This is a genomic window from Nocardia sp. CA-151230 (assembly GCF_050942175.1).
GTDB lineage: Bacteria > Actinomycetota > Actinomycetes > Mycobacteriales > Mycobacteriaceae > Nocardia.
Genome location: NZ_CP192061.1, coordinates 4310293 through 4329376 on the forward strand (window position 1 = coordinate 4310293; position 19084 = coordinate 4329376).

Sequence of the window (19084 nt, forward strand, 5' to 3'; positions counted from 1 at the left end):
TTATGAGAGCGTTTCCTACAGCACTCGGCCATGTGGACGATGAGCGTTCAGGTGTTGGTGCTCAGTGGGATCGGGCACAGGTCGCTCGTTTGGCGCGGCGGCTCGGGTACAAGCTGATCTGGCCGCAGGACCTATCGCCGCTGAACCTGATCGACCAGATACGCGCCGCCGACGTGGATGCAGTACTGGTCCCATCCCCGAGCGATCTCGATGCACTCACTCTGGACCAGCTGATGCACCTGTGTGATGTGGAAGTTGTCGAACCGCGTGAGTCGTTCGCGCGGTATTTCGGTGGGCGGCACGGATGTCCAGCGTGACGCCGCTTGCGCTGAACGACTTCGCGGTGCTCGGCGTGCTGAACCTCGCAGGCGGCGCGCTGACCGTCGACAGAGTTGCACAGCGGTTGCCGTCCCGCCATCCGGCCCGGGCGTCTCCCTCAGCCACGACTCCGTTCGTCGCATCATGACGCGACTGCATGCCCGTGGGCTGGTCGAGAATGACGGTGACGGTGGGTGGCAACTCACCCAACATGGCCGAGTCCTGTGGGCCGCCAAGGGGAAGCGATTCACCTTGTGAACCCGCTTGCGCTGCAGCGGAGACCCGCCGTTGTGTCTCGACGGCAGTGAGGAGCGGACCGATCGGGTTCTCAACCCCCCGAACGGGCGGGCGCAACGGGTCTCCGGAGTTCCGCGCACTTTGTTCTAAGCCTCGCTGGAGCCGACGAATCCGGCTTCGTCGACAGCTGACACGACCGCCGATCGCAGAAGACAGGATGGGCGTTCGTTCGCCTGGCCAGGATTACCGCCTGGGTGCGGTCTCGGGCGCCGAGCTTGGTGAGGATGCCGCTGCTCTTGACGGTCTCGGCACCGATGTGGAGTTGCTCAGCGATTTGCTTGTTGGACAGTCCGCGGGTCATCGGCATCAGCACGGTTTCTTCACGGTCGGTGAGGGCGGCGTGAACGAATTGCTCACGGGCGCTCGAACATTGAGGAATGGCTCGCCCGAGCGGGCTGGAAAAAGAGAATAACAACTAGATGAGGTGAATTGCTTTGCAACAGGTCATGATCCGCGCCGCACTGATTGCATCCGCCGCCACCGCAGCCCTATGGCTGACCACCGGGACCGCCGAGGCCATGACCGCCGACGCGTGCGAAGGATTTGGCGGTCACGTGTATCCGACGACGGTTTTCAAACTTCCCGACAGCGCGAAAGCTGTAGCAGGCGAGGCGTACTGCGTGTGCAGGCATGTCGGCGATACCGCGATAGACGGGATGCCCGTATGGGGTGACTGGATTTGGGTCGGTAGCGTGACCAGCGGGGCTACTCCCGGGTTCTATCACTGCGCCAGTCCCACGGGGTAGCATCGCCCGGCATGACCAGCGAAGACCAGACCCCTGCTATCTCGGTCGGCAAACATCTTGGTCCGCCCCCGGGCGAGTTCGCACCCCTGATCCAAATCGGCCAGCCGCTACCGTGGCCGAACGCCCCGTTCGTGGGATGCGTGGTGCGGATCAGGGGCCACGAGGACATGGTGGCCGCTGGACCCACCGCCGCCGAAGCGGTGACGAACGCAATCCGCACTGTCAACGATGTTCTCGAACACCGACCCAACTGGCTGGAATGAAACATCACCGCGGGCGCAGATGGTCGGACCCGTCCGGGCTCGGCTCCCGATCATGGCGCAGCAGCTGTGGTCGGGTCGTGATACCGGGTTTCGGGAGTTCACCGAACGGGTTCGGGCCGTGGGCATCCCCGCCGCCCGCACCTGACGCCCTCGAACCCCACACCTTGCGCCCGGGCGTACCGTTCATCCGGGTGCATGGCCACGAAGACCGACGAAAGCCTTTGCATGGCAGCGGCTTTCGTCGACCATGGTGAGGATGCGAGGTCAGCGGGCATGCCCGCTGACCTTCCCGGCGTGGTGCGGGGTGCTCACCAGGCTCGCCGGGTAGAGGGTCTGCGCGAACTTCCGGTCCTGGTCGTCGATATCGAGTCCACCGGGGGCGAAGCGGCCGTCGCGCATGATGAATCCCGGCAGTTGACAGCACATGATCGACACCGTGTCGGTCGGCGTCTCGACGAGGTTGGAGTCCTCGAGTGGAGTCAGGACCTGGGCTTTCGTCGTCGCCGCACTCCAGCCGTCGGCCTCGAGGAAGTACCGGATCGCTTTCTTCGGGTCGATGTTCCCCACCACCTCGCGCCGCAGGTGTTCGTGCGGGAAACCCAGTGTGTGCCCGGTCTCGTGGCGGACGACGCGCTTGTATTCGGTCTCGGGAGTATCCATCGAGAAGGAATCCAGATTCATGGTCGGCTGGTCGGCCTCGATGTGCAGGATGTCGGTACCCAGATACGACCAGTACCCGTCGCCGGGTGTGCGCGCGATGCGCACTTCCGCGTCATTGCTGTGGCTGTCGGAGAACTTGATGTTCGCGCCCGGTGACCACGTGCTCATGTGACCGACGATCCGCGCCTTCAGGTCGGCGTCGTCGGTGTCGAGGAACCGGACCGCGAGATGGACGCCGCCGCTGTGCCAGTACTTCGTGGTCAGTGCGGAAATGAACTCCTTCGTCACCGTTCCCGGGGGAATCAGATCGGTCACTGGGCGCGCAGGTCCGGCCGGTTCGCGGGATTGATTTCCACAGCTGTCTTCGCGGCCCGCGAACAGGTCTGCTCCGGGCAGGCTCTTGGGCGTACAGACTTTGATGGCGTCGTTGGCGGACAGGATTACTCCTGAGGGTGACTCGGTGCGGTGACAGTGACCTCGGTCCACAGATCGCCGTTGACGGCGAGGTGGCCGGGGACAGCGGCGGGCGGCTGATCCGCTCGGACAACCGTGTGATGGTGACTCACGAGCGATTCGATGAGTGACTTCTTGGGGATCGTCTTCAGCCAACGCTGCACCGGCCCGAACGGAACCATCGCATAACCCGCTGTCTGCCAATCCTTTTCGACGAACCGACGAGGAGTGGCGTTGTGCGAACCATGATGGCCGACCTTGTAGAAGGCCAGGTCGGACAATAGTTCGACATTGCCTGCGTCGGACAGCACGTAATCCCACGCGCCCTGCTGTGCGTCACCTGGGAACAGCAGCCGCGTACCGGAGACATCGAGGACGAAGAAGACGCTCGTATTGTTCACCGCGTTCTCCAGAATCGCGGCGGCACGCAGTAGCCGGTCGTCATCGTGCACGAGTTTCTCAGCGCCAGATCGGCTTTCGCGCTCGGCAGCCAGTCCGGCAGCGGGCCGGTTGCGCTGTAGTGCGGAGGAAACAGTGGGGTGATCGGGCCGCCGGAGTCGGTGGCGGCCGCGCGCACCAACGGCCACTGCTGCGGCGCGGGGGGATCCATCCGCTTGAGAAAGCTGACGTCACGCGAGGGCCCGAGGACGTGGGCGACGAGACCGACCCGATCCACCTCGATCCGGTTCTCGACCTCGTTCTTGCTGGGCAGGAACCGAACCCGGTGCGGTGCCGCGAAGCCGAGCCGATCGCGGCCCAGCAGTCGATCGGTCGCGGCGGCGTTGCCCTGGGCGTTCAATGCGAACATCCGCGCCTGCTCGACACCGGCCGGCACGCGGCGACCGTCGAGTTCGGCGACGCGCCGGTCGCCCAGCGCCAGCAGGCCATGGGCGGCGGCGGTCTGCCCGTCGCGGATCCGGCGTGCGTCCTCGTCGTCCGGATCCTCGATGAAGGGCACCCACACCTCGTCCACCAGCACCTGTTCCCATTCCTCGCAGGCGAATCCGGTGATGTGGTCTGCATGGTGATGGGTGGCGACCACGACATCGAGGTGCGGCCGCTGGTCGGGTGCGGCCGCGGTGAGATCGGCGATGATCGCGCGCACGGAGTCACGGATCGGGCGGGCCCGGCCCTGACTGTGCACGCCGCAGTCGACCAGCATCCGCCAGGTTTCCGGCCCGTGCCGGACGGTCACCGTGAAGGCGTCACCGAAACCCACGTTGTACATTCGAACCGAAATCACTGTCCGCGTTGACATGTCGCACCTACGCACCGGTTTCGGAGTGGATCGTGGCGAAGCTGAGGCGGTGGATCGCGTGCTCGGCGGTCCAAGGGCTCAGCTGATCGGCGGACTCCAATTGCTCGAACCACTCGGTCATCTCGGCGAGCCGCTGGGTGCCGGCTTCGTGGAATTCCCGGGTGCTGTCGTCGGTGACCATCGACGGGTCACTCAGTGGCAGCGGCTTCGCGATGATGTAGTCCACGCTCCCGTCGGCCCGGGCGACGAGGGCGGTACCCGCACGAATCGCCGGTGGCCTGTACTGTTTCGGGTCCTCGAGGTCCGCGCGCCGCTGCAGCAGCTGGATCGCCAGTTCCGGCCGCGGCAACCGGTCGCCCGCCCGGCGGTACGAGACGTGGATGCCCCCACAGCTGATGGGGAATTTCGGATCGAGCCCGAGCTGGAGCGCATTCGATCGGGCCCATGCGGTGATCTCTTTGGCAACCTCACGGAAGACCGAACTCGTGTTCGGGGGCTCCGGCGGGGGAGAGCTGCCGTTGCCGTCGAGCACGGGCGGCGTGCGCAGATCGCCTGCATGGCCGATCGGATCGAGGTCTCGTGACGCCGACAGGATGACCTGGGACAAGTCGACCGAGGGCTTGCCCCGGCCGAGGTTCAGTCCGGTGTCGGGCTGATGCCAGACCAGCGCCTCGTCGGTCAACGACCTGACGCTGGTCGGCCAGATGCCGCGCCGTCGCAGCGCCTCAACCAGCGTGCTGCGCAGGTGTTGCCGATCCTCCGGGTAGAGGCCGCGATCCGCGGTGACGATCGCCCGCACGACATCACCGAACCTGACATCCACCACCGGGAGGTAGTCGAAGGCGCGCACCACCATGCCGAGGATGCGGTCCGCGGTTCGCACCGCCTCATCGGCGATCCGGGACACCAGATCGGGGTGCAGGTGCCCCGGTGGCAGCACCCCGGTACCGCCGGTCGCGATCCGCAGCAGGTCCGCGATCGCGCTCTGGTAGGCATCCAGGTAGGCGTCGAACACCGCGGCCACGAAACACGCGCCGAGTTCGTGCGGCTCCCGCGCCGCGAGAAACTGATTGGGTGTGCGGTCCGGGTTCCGGATCGCCGAGCGCAGGGCCGCGCCGCGACCTGTGGACTCCCCGAACTCCCGGGCCAGATCCAGCAGCCCCGCGCTCTTGCCGAGTTCGCCCGAGGTCGTCGCGATGGCGTCCAGCACCACGTCGCGGTGCGTGAAATGCTGGAACAGCGCCATCAGGTCGGCGACGGCCTCGTGCCACGCGAAGACATCGCGGTGCGTGGATTCGCTGTAGAGCCGGCGGATTCGATGCACGATCGCGTGCGTCAGCTCGTGCGCGACGATGTCACTGGACAGGCAGGTGAAGATGATCTGGTGCGGGAGATTCGCGCCGGGGTTCTCGGCGTCGGCTCGGTAATAGCCGAACAGCACGGCGCGACGCTGCGGATCGAAATACGCGTTCTGCCCTTCGAAGGCGTGCGGAACCAGCCGCAGTATCTGCTCGCGGTGCCAGCGGAATCGGCGTCCCATGAATCGCTCGAACCGCTCCAGAACGCTCATCGCGACCGCGTAGACGACCTGCTGATGCGCCCGGGGATCACTTTCCGACGGACGAATTCCGTCCTGTGCCAAGAGATATGGGTCATTGAGATCTATCGGCGCGTACCACTTGTCGCGGCTGGCGTCGTAGTCGACCACCTGCACGAGCTCGCCGTCCGGGCCCGGGTTCTTGATCCGCTCGAATGGGATGTCCAGGGTCAGGAAGCGTCCCGTGAGGCGTGTCGACATGGGGTCGAAGGCGAAGGTGCGCAGACGCCGTCGGGCAGGCGGGCAGATGCTGCCCATGCTGTAGGCCGGGGTTCTGGGGCCGGTCGCGGGAGTGGTCGCGCGGTGGTCGGCTACAGGTGTGGTTTCGTCCATTGTTCGTCCTCCCACCGGACTTCTCGCGGGATTCGCCTGCCGTAATTCGCGTCGGTCTCGCTCCGGGACCGCACACTCGCGTGCACGCGGGCATCGGCTGGAATGCTGCGATGGCGGTAGGTGAGCAACGCCCAGATCCAGCCCATCCGATGCACACGACCGTCGGCGTGCTCCTCGGTCAGCGCGCAGATGTGGTGGTATGCCTCGGCTTTCACGAGCAGTCCGGCCTCGAGCGCGCCATCGGCCATCCATTTGAGCGCGATCTCGGCCAGCCGCGGATCGTCCTCGAATGTCCCGCCCACATCGGAGTGGACACCGGCGAACCATGCTTCGTCGAGCACCGGCCGCTGCCCTTTGGGCATCACCAGGTATTGCTCGTAGGGGCGGCGCTTCTCATCGATCGACACCGCGTGCCTGGCCCGCACCACATTCGGAACCTGCCGAGTGAAGGGCCAGCGCAGGCTCCAGCGCAACAGGCCCGCCGCCTTCACCGTGTCCCAGACCCCCAGGTATTCGATGGGGATCGAGTACTCGCCGTCCGCGGACTTCGAACAGAAGGATCGGGCGTATCGACGAAGCTCGGGCCAGTCGGTCGTCTTGCGGGTATAGGCGCTGACGACATATTGGACGAGATTCTCGCTACCGGGACGCAGGAGGCCCGGCTCGTGCAACAACCCGGCCAGGGCGCGAGCGGTGTACGCACCGCGACTGAACCCGAACACGAACACCCGGTCGCCCGGTCGCCAGTGCCCGATCAGATAGGAGTAGGCCTCAGCGAGATTCGAGCGCAGCCCGCTGCCGACGGCCAGCCCGAGCATTCTCGAGAACCATCGCGCCGGCGGTGACCACGCACCCCGGGCACTGAATGTTCCGACACCCGGATCATAGAAGGCGATCTGCCTGCCGGGATCGCTCAGATCGAGCATCTCGAACAGGCGAACGACATTGGTACTGCCACTGGCCCGGAGCTGATTACCTGTCCCGTCGAGACAGATGACGATGTTCTTACCCGCCGATCCCGCAAACACCCAATGAGTGTCGCGCCGGCAACGCCGCGCGTATCGAGTAGTCCGGTACTCGAATGTCGTGGTCGGCGCGGGATCGACGGGTTCTCGATCGCCTGGGCACCGGTCGATCAGGGGTAGACGGCCGATCGCAGTGCGGTCAGTACTCTGCCGGTGTTGGGGCCGAAGCTGAGTAGGACGCTGTCGGACATGTCGATGATTCGGTGCGCGCGCCCGGCCGGGGTCTGTGAGACGCCGGGGAGTTTGAGCAATCCCGCTGTGCCACCGATCGAATCGAGCCCTTCGGTCATGACCAGGAGAACGTCCGGGCGGGCCGCGATCATCGCCTCGCTGGTGATGGCGACGAAGGGCTCACTGAGTCCGGCCGCGGTTCCCGCGTCTTCCGCGCCGAGGCCGGCGATCAGTGCGTCCGCGCCGGAGCCCCGGCCGGCGAGCATGGTGAGGGCCGTGCCGCGCAGATAGACGAATGCGATGCGCAATCTCGGATCCGTCGCGGGGAGATTCGCGGTCGCGGTCCCGATTTCGGTGGTCGTGCGCTGGGCGAGGGCGACACCTTGGTCGTGGACGCCCAGCGCGTCGGCGATCGCCTGGATCTGTGGGCCGGCGCCGTTCAGTGTGCGGGCGGGGTCGAAGAAGACGATCGGCACCCCGGCGGCGCGCAGTTGCTCGAAGACCGCGGGAGTTGCGGTTGTGGCGTCCGTCAGCAGCACGGTCGGGTGCAGGGCCAGGATGGCTTCGACACTCATGGATTCGCCGTCGGGGGTGACGTTGGGCAGGCCGGCGATCGCGGGGATCTTGGCCGACATGCTGCGCCCGACGAGACGGCCGCCGAGGCCGAGCGCGTAGATGGTCTGCGCGAGGGTGCCGAACCGGTCGACGGCGATGATGCGACTTGAGTCCTGGATTGTGACGTCGGTGCCGTCGAAACTGTGAACCGTCGCCGGCAGCGTCGGGTGCGGGTCCGATGCTATCGGTTGCGGGTTGGCGTCTCCCAGGGTAGCTGTGACATTGCCCTTGGTGGCGCTGTCGCCGGCATCGGTGGCTGAGCACGCACTCAGCCCGAGCGAGACCACCAGTCCGATTGTGAGTATTCCGAGCTTGCCGCAGCTGAACACGCACTCAGCGTATCGGGCGGCAGCTGATCGACCGCTACTCAATTCTCGTGTGACGGATGGTGCATGTTCCTTTCCCGCAACGGCTTTCCGGTGTTCAGGATGCATTAATGTGAGCGCCCGGCCGACCCTGCCGGTCTGCCGAAGTGCCCCTGACAGGACAGGTTCGGCGTGGGCGCACGGTGAAATCGAGGGGGCTGGGGTGAACGCGGCGTGAACCACGCCGAAATGGGCAGCTGACCAGGTGTTTTGCTGGATTTGCGAACCGATCGGTAGCCCTGTGATGAGTGCTGGATCGGTCGATGACCGGGGGATGCTTGGGTACAGTACTGGCTGACTCCGGGGGTGTCTCCGAGAGATAACCCGGTGCATCGTGTGTGGGAATCGTGAGGGATATCGGCGATGGTGATCGTGGCGCGAACATGGCGTTGGCACTGGACTTTTCGGCGAGATAACAATAGCAGAAGATTAGCTGAAGTGAGAAAGTATGGCGGGGCTGATGTATGAGGCCGAATCTGCCGGAGTATGCGGCCGCACGTTTGAAGGACCGACGACAGTATCTGATCGATCGCTACCGCCTGGAATTGGAACATGCTGGGAGCGCGCTGATTACGGACAGTGCGGTCTGGGAGGAATGTGTCGTTCAGGCGCGCCAGATCATCGATGAATGCGCGCAGTCGCTGGCAACCGGACGGGCGAGCGGAGTCGAGGTCCCCGTCGAGCGATTCGTGAACATGGCCGAGCGGCGAGGTATCCGCGGGATCCGCCCGGACTGCTCGGTGCGCGCGGCCATGATCATGTACGAGCTGGTGATGACCGAAGTGGTCGATGCACTCGGTCCGGGATCCGGGGAGCGGGATCAGATCGTCACGCTGGCAACGGCTCTCAGCCGCAGCCTGTTCGCTCGGCTGGAGGCCGGAGCAAAAGGCTATGACGCCTTCCTGCTGGACCAGATTCGCATCGTGAACGACGCCGATCGGCGGAAGCTCGCGCGTGAGGTGCACGACCGGCTGGGGAACACACTCAGCCTCGCCATGCATCAGATGGAGATCATCGCGGCCGGCGATCCCAAGGGCTGCAAGGGAATCAACGCCGCGGTGGACGTACTTTCGGGCGCGATCGCGGAAATGTCGGCAATCACCACGGGTTTGCGGACGGTAGCGGGCGGAAACTCCCTGCGGGACGCGCTGACGGCCTTCGTGCGTTCGGTCGGGCGGACGACTCCGATGGTCGACATCCGGGTCAGCGGGTCGCAGTCGTGGGTCACCGCCGAGGTCATGGACGAGACGTTCCTCATTCTGCGCGAGGCGCTGCGCAATGTCTTCACCCACGCGCGGGCCACCCGGGTCACCGTCGAAATCGATATAGCGCCCCACGAGATCTGGGCACGGGTGGTGGACAACGGGATCGGATTCGACCCGTCGCGGACCAAGCGGGCGAACGGGCTTCAGTCGATGCGGGAGCGGGCCGAGTTGCTGTCCGGATCGGTCACCCACAGTTCGTCTCCCGGCATCGGAACACGCGTCGCACTGTGGATCCCGCTACTGATCGACGGGGAGTGAGGGCTCGATGATTACGGTGCTGGTGATCGACGACCACAACATGCTGCGCGGTGCGTTGTGCGAGATCCTCGACCGCGAAAGCGATATCACCGTCGTGGCCCAGGCGGCCGACGGCCGCGCCGGCGCGGAATACGCGGCGCGCCTGCACCCGAAGGTCGTGATCCTCGATGTCGAGATCCCCGGGGGCGACGTCGTGCAGAACCTGCTCACCCTGCGCGACGTGAGCCCGGAGTCGCGGGTGCTGATCGTGAGCATGCATCAGGACATGGCCCTGATCCGCGACCTCGTCGAGTACGGCATCGCCGGCTATCTGCACAAGAGCGCCAAGCGGGAGACGCTGCTGTCGGCGATTCGTGCCGCGGATGCGGGCGGCGAGATGGTCGTCTATGTGTCGTGGCAGGAGGACAAGAGATCCGTCGCCGGCGACCGGGATCCGCTGCCGGATCCTACGCTCACCGACCGGGAGCTGGAGGTTGCCGAACAGGTCGCCGGCGCGTTGAGCAACCGGCAGATCGCCAATGCCCTCGGTATCACCGAGGGCACCGTGAAGCGGCATCTGCGGAACATCTTCCGGAAGCTCGGGGCCGTCTCGCGATTGGACATGGTCAATCGCGCGACGGCGGCCAAGCTGATCGCTCCGTACCCGGCGGAGACGGCGTCGTATCCGCCGGAGTGATCACACCGGAATGCCGCTGATCAGCGCACCGAGATTGGCGGCCAGCTGGGTGAGCATGAAGGCGCGGTAAGGTCGCCGGCTCACCGGCCGTGGATCGCGATAGCGGGTGGTGAGCGTGTAGCCCACCACCAGCGCCGCACCGAACAGCATGGGGACGCAGGGGCATTCGAGGTTCGGCAGTCGGGAAGCGCCGACCGCGAGGCCCGTCGCGACGCCGAGGGCGGCGAGAGATACCCACCCGCGCAACGGCATCTCGCCGACCAGCAGGGTGAGCACCCGCCGCTGTGCGACGCGATCACCGGCGACATCGGAGAAGTCCTTGACCACCGCGCCGATCAATCCCATCCACAGTGACATCACGACCGCGAAGACCACCAGGTCGGGCGTGAGCTGGGCGCGGATGGCCACGCCTCCCGCGAGATAGGTGCACAATCCGCCGAGCGTGACGATTGCGCTCGAGCCGGCCCAGGTGCGGCTGAGCTGGATGGGGGGCATCGAGTAGAGGTAGCCGAGCGCGAGGAACACCGAAACCAGGGCGGCCATGGCGATTCCGGCGTGCAGTGCGAGTACGAGCGCGGCGATCGCGGCCAGAGCCGTGACCGCGGCCGCGTCGCGAGGGTGCAGGTCGCCGCGGCCGATCGGCCGCCCGACTCCGTTGATCCGATCGTTCACGCCGTCGGCGATACCGTTCATCAGATAGACGCACACCGTTGTGAGAAACCACGCCGCGACCGCCCAGGAGTAATCGATCCAGGCCGTGAGCGGTATCGAGGAGAACGGGGGCGCGGCGAGCGCCGACGCGGCGACAAAACGTAGTGCGAACATGAATTGAACGAATGGTCGCGCTTCCGCGAAACAGAGGCGGACAGTTCGTGCTAGATTAACAATTCGATAGGCTTCGGTTTTCCAAGGGTGTACAGACGTCGTTCTGTCGATCGCCATGGTCGCAGTCTCGCAGACTACCGTCGCGCCTCGAATACCTCTTTGGATACATGCCCGCGTGCTCCCTTCGTGGCGTTCTGCGCCGGCCGCCCTCCTGTTTATGGTGATACCGGATCGTGATCAACCGTGAAGGGATGGGCATGGCAAAGGTTGCTGTGATCGGCGCCGGAATAGCAGGTATCTCGGCCGCTTATCATCTGCGTGGGCACGCCGATGTGACCGTATTCGAGAAGGAATCGAATGCCGGTGGGCATGCCAACTCGGTCGAGGTGACCGACGCCGGCCGGACCCTCGGTCTGGACACCGCATTCATCGTCTACAACGAACCGCACTACCAGAAGATCACTCAGTTCTTCGCTGATCTCGGGGTCGCTTGTCAGGCCCATCCGGGCCGCTTCAGTTTCAACAATGCCGACACCGGGGTCTGCTACGTGTCGGATGATTTCGAACTGGATGAGGCCGCGATTCGGGCCAAGTATCCCGAAGACTTCGTACAGCTGTGGACCGAGGCCGAGCGCTTCTACGAAGAGTCACCGAAGCACTTCATCCGCAAGCAGGCCGAGATGCCGCTCGGTGAATACCTGACCGCCAACGGCTACAGCGACACCTTCCGGTACGGGTTCGTGGTGCTGGTAGCGACCGCCGCCTGGTCGGTGCCCGCGGACCGGATCTGGGACATGCCCGCCGCGACCGTGATCGCCTTCTTCCTCGGCCACGGCCGGGAGGGCCTGGGCGGGCGGACCGCGCCCTGGCGGACAGTGACCGGCGGCAGCATCACCTACGTGCGTGCCGCACTGGAACGCCTGGCCGAAGCCGGTCAGCAGGTGCGACTGGGCACGAGCGTCGACCGGGTCGCCGAGGACGCGGAGGGTGTGATCGTCTCCGCCGGCGCCGGCACCGAGCGCTTCGACGAGGTGATCATCGCCGCGCACGCCGATGACGCGCTGGCAATGCTGGCCGAGCCGACGCCGGCCCAGCGCATGCTGGAGGCGATCCGCTACAACCACACCCGCGCCGCCCTGCACACCGATGCCGCGTGCATGCCGGCCGACCGGGAGAAGTGGCGCAGCTGGAATTACGCGCGCGCGGGCAGCAATGACGATATGAGCACCTGGGTCGTCTACTACCTCAACCAGTTGCACGACTTCACCAGTGCGACCGACTACTTCCTGACGCTGGACTATCCGTTCGACGTCGCGCCGGAGAAGATGATCCGCGAATTCGACTATCGGCACCCGGTGTTCACCGTCGAGGCGCGGTCCTTGCAGTCCAAGATTCACACCATCAATGCCGGTGACTCCCGAGTGAAGTTCGCCGGCTCGTATTTCCACTCCCGGAAGATGGGCATCGACATCGTGGGCAGCCACGAGTCGGCCTTCGATTCCGGTGCGGCCGCCGCCGATGCGGTCGTTCAGAGCCTTTCCGTCGAGAACGCTCGCTGACCCGAATTACCTACAGTTTGTTGGAGTTTGATCATGACCGACAAGATTGACACCCCCGATCTCACCGTCGAGCAGGTTCAGGACTGGCTGGCCGAGAAGATTGCTTTCAAATTGCAGGCAGAGCCGTCCGAGATTTCCTTCGACGATTTCTTCGATTCTTTCGGCCTGGATTCCACCGAGGCCCTGGTGCTGGGGAACGAACTGGAATCCTGGCTCGGTTTCGAACTGGAGACCACCGCGCTGTGGTACCACCCGACCATCGCCGAACTCGCCCGCTACATCGTCACCGAGAAGGACCGCCTCGCGGCGGCCTGACCGGACGCTCCAGCCAAGGAAAAGTGCAATGGACAATCGGATGAAGCTCGGCGATACGCCTATCGCCATCGTCGGCCTGGGCGCGTTGTTCCCGCGTTCCGCCGATCTCTCGGAATTCTGGTCGAATGTGGTCGAGGCCGCCGACTGCATCGAGGATGTGCCGGAATCGCATTGGCGGATCGAGGATTACTACGACCCGGATCCCAGTGCGCCGGACAAGACCTACGTCAAACGCGGCGGCTTCATTCCGACGATCGACTTCAACCCGCTCGAATTCGGCCTGCCGCCGAACCAGCTGGAGGTCACCGACGTCCTGCAGCTGCTGAGCCTGGTGGTCGCCAAGCAAACCCTCGCGGACGCGGGCGCCCTCGACTCGAACTGGTACGACTCGAGCCGCACCGGCGTGATTCTCGGTATCACCGGCGCGAACTCGCTCACCCAGCCGCTGGCCACGCGCCTGCAGACGCCGGTCCTCAAGGAGGTCGTGCGCAGCTGCGGGCTCAGCGACCAGGACGCCGAGGAGATCGCGGCGAAGTTCGTGAAGGCCTTCGCGCCCTGGGAGGAGAACTCCTTCCCGGGCATGCTCGGCAACGTCGTCGCCGGCCGCATCGCCAACCGTTTCGACCTCGGTGGCACCAACTGCACCGTCGACGCCGCGTGCGCGAGTTCGCTTGCCGCCGTGCACATGGCGGTCGCCGAACTGGTGTCCGGCCGTGCCGATCTGATGATCAGCGGTGGCTGCGACGCCGAGAACACCATCCTGATGTACCTGTGCTTCAGCAAGACTCCCGCGCTGTCCAAGTCCGGCATGATCCGCCCGTTCGACGAGAACTCGGACGGCACCATGATCGGCGAGGGCATGGGCATGCTGGCCCTCAAGCGACTGGCCGACGCCGAACGCGACGGCGACCGCATCTACTCGGTGCTGCGCGGTATCGGCAGTTCCAGTGACGGGCGTTTCAAGAGCATTTACGCCCCGCGCAAGGAAGGCCAGATCGTCGCGCTCAAGCGCGCCTACGACGACGCCGGATTCGGGCCGGAGCAGATCGGTCTCGTGGAATGCCACGGCACCGGTACCGCGGTCGGCGATGTGACCGAATTGTCGGCGCTGCGTGAGGTTTTCGCCGACGCGAGCGACGACAAGCAGTTCTGCGCGGTCGGCAGCGTCAAATCGCAGATCGGCCACACCAAGGCGGCGGCCGGCGCGGCGGGGCTGATCAAGCTCTCGATGGCGTTGCACCAGAAGGTGCTGCCGCCGACGATCAATGTCGACAAGCCCAAGGAGTCCGTCGACTTCCCGAACTCGCCGTTCTGGGTGAACACCACGACCCGGCCGTGGCTGCTGGAGCCGAATCGCGACCGGCGCCGGGCGGCGAGCTCGTCGTTCGGATTCGGTGGCACCAATTTCCACTGCGTGCTCGAGGAATACGACCCGGCCGGGGCGGATGCCCGTGCGCTGCACCGCGATTACCGGGTGCACGTGTGGCAGGGCGCGGACGCCGAGGCGCTGCTGGCCGCGGTCGCGGCGCAGCCGTCGGGCGGCGACCTGGAGGCGCCGATCGAGGCCGGGCAGGCCCGCCTGGCGGTGGTCGCACGTGACGCCGCCGAACTGAACACGCTGCGGGACAAGGCGATCGAGCGGTTGCGCACCGAGCCGAACGCCGAAGCCTTCGAGCTGCCGGGCGGCGCCTGGTACCGCCGCCGGGCCGCGGTGCCCGGCAAGATCGCCGCGCTGTTCGCCGGTCAGGGCAGCCAGTACGTCGGCATGGGCGTGCGGACCGCGCTGGCCGTGCCGCCGGTGCGTGCCACCCTCGACGCCGCCAGCCGGATCTCGGAGCCCGCCGAGCCGCTGAGCCGGGTGATCTACCCGCCGCAGGCCTTCGATCCCGAGACGGCCGCGGGCCAGGAAGAGGCGTTGCGCCGCACGGACTTCGCCCAGCCCGCGATCGGCGCGCTGTCCTCCGGCCAGTACCGGTACCTGCTGGAGCTGGGTTTCGACGCGGAAGGCACCCTGGGACACAGCTTCGGTGAGCTCACCGCCCTGTGGGCGGCCGGCGCCCTGGACGACGACACCTTCCACCGCCTGGCCCGGGCTCGCGGCCAGGCCATGGCCCAGCTGCCCGAGGGCGCGTCCGACCGGGGCACCATGGCGGCGCTCCGCTGTGGCCCCGAGCAGCTCACCGAGCTGCTGGCGGCCCACCCGGATGTGGTGATCTGCAACCTCAATGCCCCGGAGCAGACGGTCGTGGGCGGCGGCACCGATGCGGTGCGCGCCTTCGCCGAGGAGGCCGACCGGCTCGGTCTGGGCGCGAGCCTGCTGCCGGTGTCGGCGGCGTTCCACACCTCCTATGTCGCACACGGTGTTTCGGCCTTCCGCGCCGCGGTGGCCGAGGCGGTCTGCGCCGCTCCCTCGATCCCGGTGTTCGCGAACACCGCCGGCGCGGAGTACGGCACGGACCTCGACCGCAACCGATCGGTCCTGGTCGAGCAGCTGTCGCAGCCGGTCTCGTTCGCGCCGCGCGTGCTCGAGATGTACGAGGCCGGGTACCGGGTGTTCGTCGAATTCGGTCCCAAGTCAGTGCTTTCCGGACTGGTGCGCAAGATCCTGGCCGACCGCGACGACGTCGTGGTGCTGGCCGCGGATGCCGGCCCCGCCACGGACGGCGACCGCTCGCTCAAGCAGCTCGCGGCCCGCCTCGCGGTCCTGGGTCTGCCGCTCGCCGGATTCAACCGCTACAGCGTCACAGCCCCCGATGTAGTCGAAACCAAAGGAATGAGGATTCCGTTGAACGGCATCAACTACGTCTCCGAGGAGCGCCGCGGCGCTTATCGGGACGCACTCGAGAACGGCTATCAGGTGCCCCGGCCGGAGGCCGCTCCGGCGCCGGCGCCGGCCCCGGGCAACGGGAACGGCAATGGCCACGGCACCCCGGCTCCGGCCGCGGCGCCGGTGACGACCGGGTCCGACACCATGGCCGGTGACCACCTCGCGCTGCACCGCGAGTACCTGAGCAGCCAGCTGCGGGTGGCCGAAAGGCTCAGCGGCATCCTGGAATACGACGCGCTGCAGGGCAACCTGACCGACCGCACCGTCGCCGGTCTGGCCTCGGTCAGTGACCACAGCGTCGCGATCGGCCAGGCGCACAGCCAGGCCAGCGAGGTGCTGCTGGGCTTCGCGTACCTGGAGGCCGGCATGGGCGGTGTCGCCCCGGCCGTGCGCCGCCCGGTCGAGCGCCTGCCGCGTCCCGAGCTGAACGTGGGTCAGTCCGCCCACACCCAGGCCATCGCCGCTGCGGCGCCTGCCCCGGTCGCCCAGCCCGTGGCCGTCGCTCAGCCCGTCTCTCAGCCTGTGGCCGTCGCTGCTCCCGCCGCTCCGGTCGCCGCCCCCGCCGCGCCGGTCGCTCCGGTTGCCGCTCCCGTGGTTCCGGCCGCCCCGGTTGCCGCTCCCGTCGCCGCTGCCCCGGCTCCCGCCCCGGCCGCCGCCGCCCCCGCCGGTGACACCACCGAGGTCGTCCAGCAGGCCCTGCTGGAGGTCGTGGCCGAGAAGACCGGTTACCCGACCGACATGCTCGACATGGACATGGACGTCGAGGCCGACCTCGGCATCGACTCCATCAAGCGAGTCGAGATCATGGGCGCGCTGCAGGAGCGCTTCCCCGACAGCCCGCAGGCCGGACCCGAGCAGATGGGTGAGCTGCGGACCCTGGGTGGCATCGTCACCTTCATCAGCGGCGCGCTCGCCGGTGCCAATGGGGTGGAGGCGGTTCTCCCAAAAGCTGACGGCGCGTCCCGGATTGGCCGGATGCAGGCGCGCCTTGTCGAGATTCCTTCTGTCCTCACTCTGGTCGGGGCCTACGCCGAACAGCCGGTGGCGCTGGTCGCCGGCGACGGTAGCGCCCTGACCGAACCGATCTCCGCAGCCCTCGAGGCGGCGGGCTGGACCGTGCAGCGTGGCACGGAGGCGCCGGCCGATCGGGTGGATCTGGTGCTGTTCCTGGCTCCGGATGCCCCGGCCGGATGGTCGGAGTCCATCGTGACCCTCGAATCCGCACTGCTGACAGCGGCTTCCGTCCAGCGCCCGCTGGAACGGACCGCAGAACACGGACGCGCGGGCTTCGTCACGGTCAGCCGGATCGATGGGCTCCTGGGCCTGTCCGGCGGCAGCGATGCCGCCGGACTCCTCGGCGGACTGCCGGGCCTGGTGAAAACCCTGGCGATCGAAGCGCCTTCGCTGTTCTGCCGCGCTGTCGACCTGAGCCCGGAACTCACCGGCGAGCAGGCGGTGGCCCAGCTGATCGCGGAGATCACCGATGCGGACACCTCGGCCGTCGAGGTCGGCGTGGCGGCGGACCTGAGCCGCCGCACGCTGACCGCGACCATCGAGGACGGCACCGATCCCCTGCTCCCGCAGGGTGATGCGGTCGCCGAGCCCACCGAGGCGGATCTGCTCGTGGTCACCGGTGGTGGCCGCGGCGTCACCGCGGCGTGCGCCATCGGCCTGGCCCGGCGCTACCGCAGCGGCCTGCTGCTGCTGGGCCGCAGTGCACTCGGCGACGAACCCGCCTGGGCCGCAGGCGTTCCCGACGGCGCGCTCAAGGGCGCCATCGTGGGCGAGCTGCGGGCGGCGGGCACCAAGCCGACGCCGCGCGACGTGGAGCGGATCTACCGCGGGCTCATCGCGGGCCGGGAGATCCGGGAAACCCTCGCGGCCATCCGGGCGACCGGCGCGACCGCGGAGTACCTGGCCGTGGACGTGACCGACGCCGCCGCCACCGTTGCCGCGCTGCAACCGCACCGGGACCGGATCACCGGCCTGGTGCACGGGGCGGGCGTGCTCGCGGACAAGGCGATCGTCGATCAGCGCAGCGCTGACGTCGGTCCGGTACTGGCGACCAAACTGGCCGGGTTGCGCTCGGTGCTGGACGCCATCGGTGCGGACCGCCTGAACCATGTGGTGCTGTTCTCCTCGATCGCCGGATTCTTCGGCAACCGTGGGCAGTCCAGCTACGCCAGTGCGAACGAGGCGCTCAACCGCGTCGCCGCCGCCCTGCGCAACCGTCTTCCGGGCACCCGCGTCACCTCGGTGAACTGGGGCGCCTGGGCGGGCGGCATGGTGACTCCGGAGCTGGAGCGGATGTTCGCCGAACGCGGTGTCACGCTGATTCCGCTGCCGACGGGCGTGGACTTCTTCGCCGAGCAGTTCAGCACGGCCCGCTCCCACGACGTGGTGGTCGTGGTCGGGCCGAACCAGCCGCTGTCGGCGAAGCCACCGCGTGAGATCGCGAGTGGGACAACGGTACTGCGGTTGCCGATGACCGGTCTGGCGGACGACGAGGTGCTGTCCGACCACGCCATCGGCGGGATCCCGGTGCTGCCGGCGACGGCGGCGGTGGGTGCGATCCTGGGTGCGGCGCAGCGTCTGCGCGGCATCCCGGCCACCCGGCTGACCGACTTCTCGGTCCTCAAGGGCGTGGTGCTCGACGAGGACGCACCGCAGCACCTGGATCTGGCGGTCACGGGGGAGCAGGTGCTGGTCACCGACTCGACCGGCCGCCCGCGCTTCCGCGCGCAGGTTCCGGCGGAACCGGCCGGCGCCGCACCGGCTCTCACCCTGCCCGATCTGAGCGTCGTCGAACCGGTCACGGCCTACATCGACGGCGTGCTGTTCCACGGACCGACCCTGGCCGCGATCACCGGCACGGTGGCGGCGGCGGACGGGCGGTTGGTGGCGGTGTGCCGTGCGGTCGAGTCTCGGCTCGGCGCAGGCGAATTCGCCGCGGGGCAGTACTCCCCGGAGTCGGCCGATCTGCTGCTGCAAGCGGCACTGGTGCAGGTGCACCGGACCGTCGGGCTGAACAGCCTGCCGACGGCGATCGGCGCGGTCGAGGTGTACGACGCCCTGCCCGGGACGGGTGAATTCCTGGTGGTCGTGGATGCCCTCCAGATCAACGGTTCAGTGGCCAGAGGCACGGTCACCGCCTGCGCTCGCGACGGCCGCGTGCTGTTGCGCTTCGAGGCGGTGCAGTTGGTGGCGGACGCCGCTCTGGGCGCGAAATTCCATTCCTGACGGATCAATCGGATCGGA

General features: G+C 67.0%; 15 protein-coding genes. 7 read left to right on the forward strand and 8 right to left on the reverse strand.

The genetic code is table 11. The features are described 5' to 3' along the window. The first annotated feature begins 32 nt into the window (after positions 1-32). Positions 33-317, forward strand: a complete 285-nt coding sequence (locus ACQP1O_RS20200) for a hypothetical protein (RefSeq protein ID WP_433567308.1) — start codon at positions 33-35, stop codon at positions 315-317. Between the two features lie 329 nt (positions 318-646). Here the strand turns inward: ACQP1O_RS20200 and ACQP1O_RS20205 are convergent, their stop codons facing one another. Continuing rightward, on the reverse strand, positions 647-922 hold the full coding sequence (locus ACQP1O_RS20205) for a response regulator transcription factor (RefSeq protein WP_433567734.1): 276 nt from the start codon (positions 920-922) through the stop codon (positions 647-649). Positions 923-1372: 450 nt separating this feature from the next. On the opposite strand from ACQP1O_RS20205, the gene ACQP1O_RS20210 reads away from it, so the two are divergent. Continuing rightward, on the forward strand, positions 1373-1624 hold the full coding sequence (locus tag ACQP1O_RS20210) for a hypothetical protein (protein WP_433567309.1): 252 nt from the start codon (positions 1373-1375) through the stop codon (positions 1622-1624). 264 nt (positions 1625-1888) lie between these two features. Here ACQP1O_RS20210 and ACQP1O_RS20215 read toward each other — a convergent pair whose 3' ends face one another. The 6 genes from ACQP1O_RS20215 to ACQP1O_RS20240 form a co-directional block, all read right to left on the reverse strand. After that, positions 1889-2572: a M12 family metallopeptidase gene (locus ACQP1O_RS20215; protein WP_433567310.1), complete on the reverse strand. Its 684-nt coding sequence runs from the start codon at positions 2570-2572 to the stop codon at positions 1889-1891. A 152-nt stretch (positions 2573-2724) separates the two neighbouring features. Then, positions 2725-3138, reverse strand: coding sequence for a hypothetical protein (locus tag ACQP1O_RS20220; RefSeq protein ID WP_433567311.1), 414 nt, complete (start codon positions 3136-3138; stop codon positions 2725-2727). After that, a complete protein-coding gene (locus tag ACQP1O_RS20225) occupies positions 3135-3956 on the reverse strand; it encodes a hypothetical protein (protein ID WP_433567312.1) in 822 nt (273 codons plus the stop codon). The genes ACQP1O_RS20220 and ACQP1O_RS20225 overlap by 4 nt, the downstream gene beginning before the upstream one ends. A 46-nt stretch (positions 3957-4002) precedes the next feature. Further along, positions 4003-5925, reverse strand: coding sequence for a hypothetical protein (locus ACQP1O_RS20230; protein WP_433567313.1), 1923 nt, complete (start codon positions 5923-5925; stop codon positions 4003-4005). Continuing rightward, positions 5904-6953: a DUF2235 domain-containing protein gene (locus ACQP1O_RS20235; protein ID WP_433567314.1), complete on the reverse strand. Its 1050-nt coding sequence runs from the start codon at positions 6951-6953 to the stop codon at positions 5904-5906. The genes ACQP1O_RS20230 and ACQP1O_RS20235 overlap by 22 nt, the downstream gene beginning before the upstream one ends. Positions 6954-7060: 107 nt before the next feature. Beyond that, the gene (locus ACQP1O_RS20240) at positions 7061-8023 is read right to left on the reverse strand and encodes a heme/hemin ABC transporter substrate-binding protein (protein ID WP_433567315.1); all 963 of its coding nucleotides are present in this window, start codon (positions 8021-8023) and stop codon (positions 7061-7063) included. A 542-nt stretch (positions 8024-8565) separates the two neighbouring features. On the opposite strand from ACQP1O_RS20240, the gene ACQP1O_RS20245 reads away from it, so the two are divergent. Then, a complete protein-coding gene (locus ACQP1O_RS20245; protein WP_433567316.1) occupies positions 8566-9624 on the forward strand; it encodes a sensor histidine kinase in 1059 nt (352 codons plus the stop codon). 7 nt (positions 9625-9631) lie between these two features. Further along, positions 9632-10300, forward strand: coding sequence for a response regulator (locus tag ACQP1O_RS20250; protein ID WP_433567317.1), 669 nt, complete (start codon positions 9632-9634; stop codon positions 10298-10300). Here ACQP1O_RS20250 and ACQP1O_RS20255 read toward each other — a convergent pair whose 3' ends face one another. After that, on the reverse strand, positions 10301-11125 hold the full coding sequence (locus tag ACQP1O_RS20255) for a UbiA family prenyltransferase (RefSeq protein ID WP_433567318.1): 825 nt from the start codon (positions 11123-11125) through the stop codon (positions 10301-10303). A 257-nt stretch (positions 11126-11382) separates the two neighbouring features. On the opposite strand from ACQP1O_RS20255, the gene ACQP1O_RS20260 reads away from it, so the two are divergent. The 3 genes from ACQP1O_RS20260 to ACQP1O_RS20270 are packed head-to-tail and all read left to right on the forward strand — an operon-like array spanning position 11383 to position 19066. Further along, positions 11383-12684 (forward strand): NAD(P)/FAD-dependent oxidoreductase, encoded by a 1302-nt coding sequence (locus ACQP1O_RS20260; protein ID WP_433567319.1) that lies wholly within the window; start codon positions 11383-11385, stop codon positions 12682-12684. Positions 12685-12717: 33 nt separating this feature from the next. After that, positions 12718-12999, forward strand: coding sequence for an acyl carrier protein (locus ACQP1O_RS20265; RefSeq protein ID WP_379371594.1), 282 nt, complete (start codon positions 12718-12720; stop codon positions 12997-12999). Positions 13000-13027: 28 nt separating this feature from the next. Beyond that, the gene (locus tag ACQP1O_RS20270) at positions 13028-19066 is read left to right on the forward strand and encodes an SDR family NAD(P)-dependent oxidoreductase (RefSeq protein ID WP_433567320.1); all 6039 of its coding nucleotides are present in this window, start codon (positions 13028-13030) and stop codon (positions 19064-19066) included. Positions 19067-19084: the final 18 nt, after the last annotated feature.

Excerpts from the sequence above, each read along its gene's own strand:
- ACQP1O_RS20270 (WP_433567320.1), top strand. The coding sequence starts at position 13,028 with ATGGACAATCGGATGAAGCTCGGCGATACGCCTATCGCCATCGTCGGC.
- ACQP1O_RS20245 (WP_433567316.1), top strand. The coding sequence starts at position 8,566 with ATGAGGCCGAATCTGCCGGAGTATGCGGCCGCACGTTTGAAGGACCGA.
- ACQP1O_RS20265 (WP_379371594.1), top strand. The coding sequence starts at position 12,718 with ATGACCGACAAGATTGACACCCCCGATCTCACCGTCGAGCAGGTTCAG.
- ACQP1O_RS20255 (WP_433567318.1), bottom strand. The coding sequence starts at position 11,125 with ATGTTCGCACTACGTTTTGTCGCCGCGTCGGCGCTCGCCGCGCCCCCG.
- ACQP1O_RS20250 (WP_433567317.1), top strand. The coding sequence starts at position 9,632 with ATGATTACGGTGCTGGTGATCGACGACCACAACATGCTGCGCGGTGCG.
- ACQP1O_RS20260 (WP_433567319.1), top strand. The coding sequence starts at position 11,383 with ATGGCAAAGGTTGCTGTGATCGGCGCCGGAATAGCAGGTATCTCGGCC.
- ACQP1O_RS20230 (WP_433567313.1), bottom strand. The coding sequence starts at position 5,925 with ATGGACGAAACCACACCTGTAGCCGACCACCGCGCGACCACTCCCGCG.
- ACQP1O_RS20210 (WP_433567309.1), top strand. The coding sequence starts at position 1,373 with ATGACCAGCGAAGACCAGACCCCTGCTATCTCGGTCGGCAAACATCTT.
- ACQP1O_RS20205 (WP_433567734.1), bottom strand. The coding sequence starts at position 922 with ATGCCGATGACCCGCGGACTGTCCAACAAGCAAATCGCTGAGCAACTC.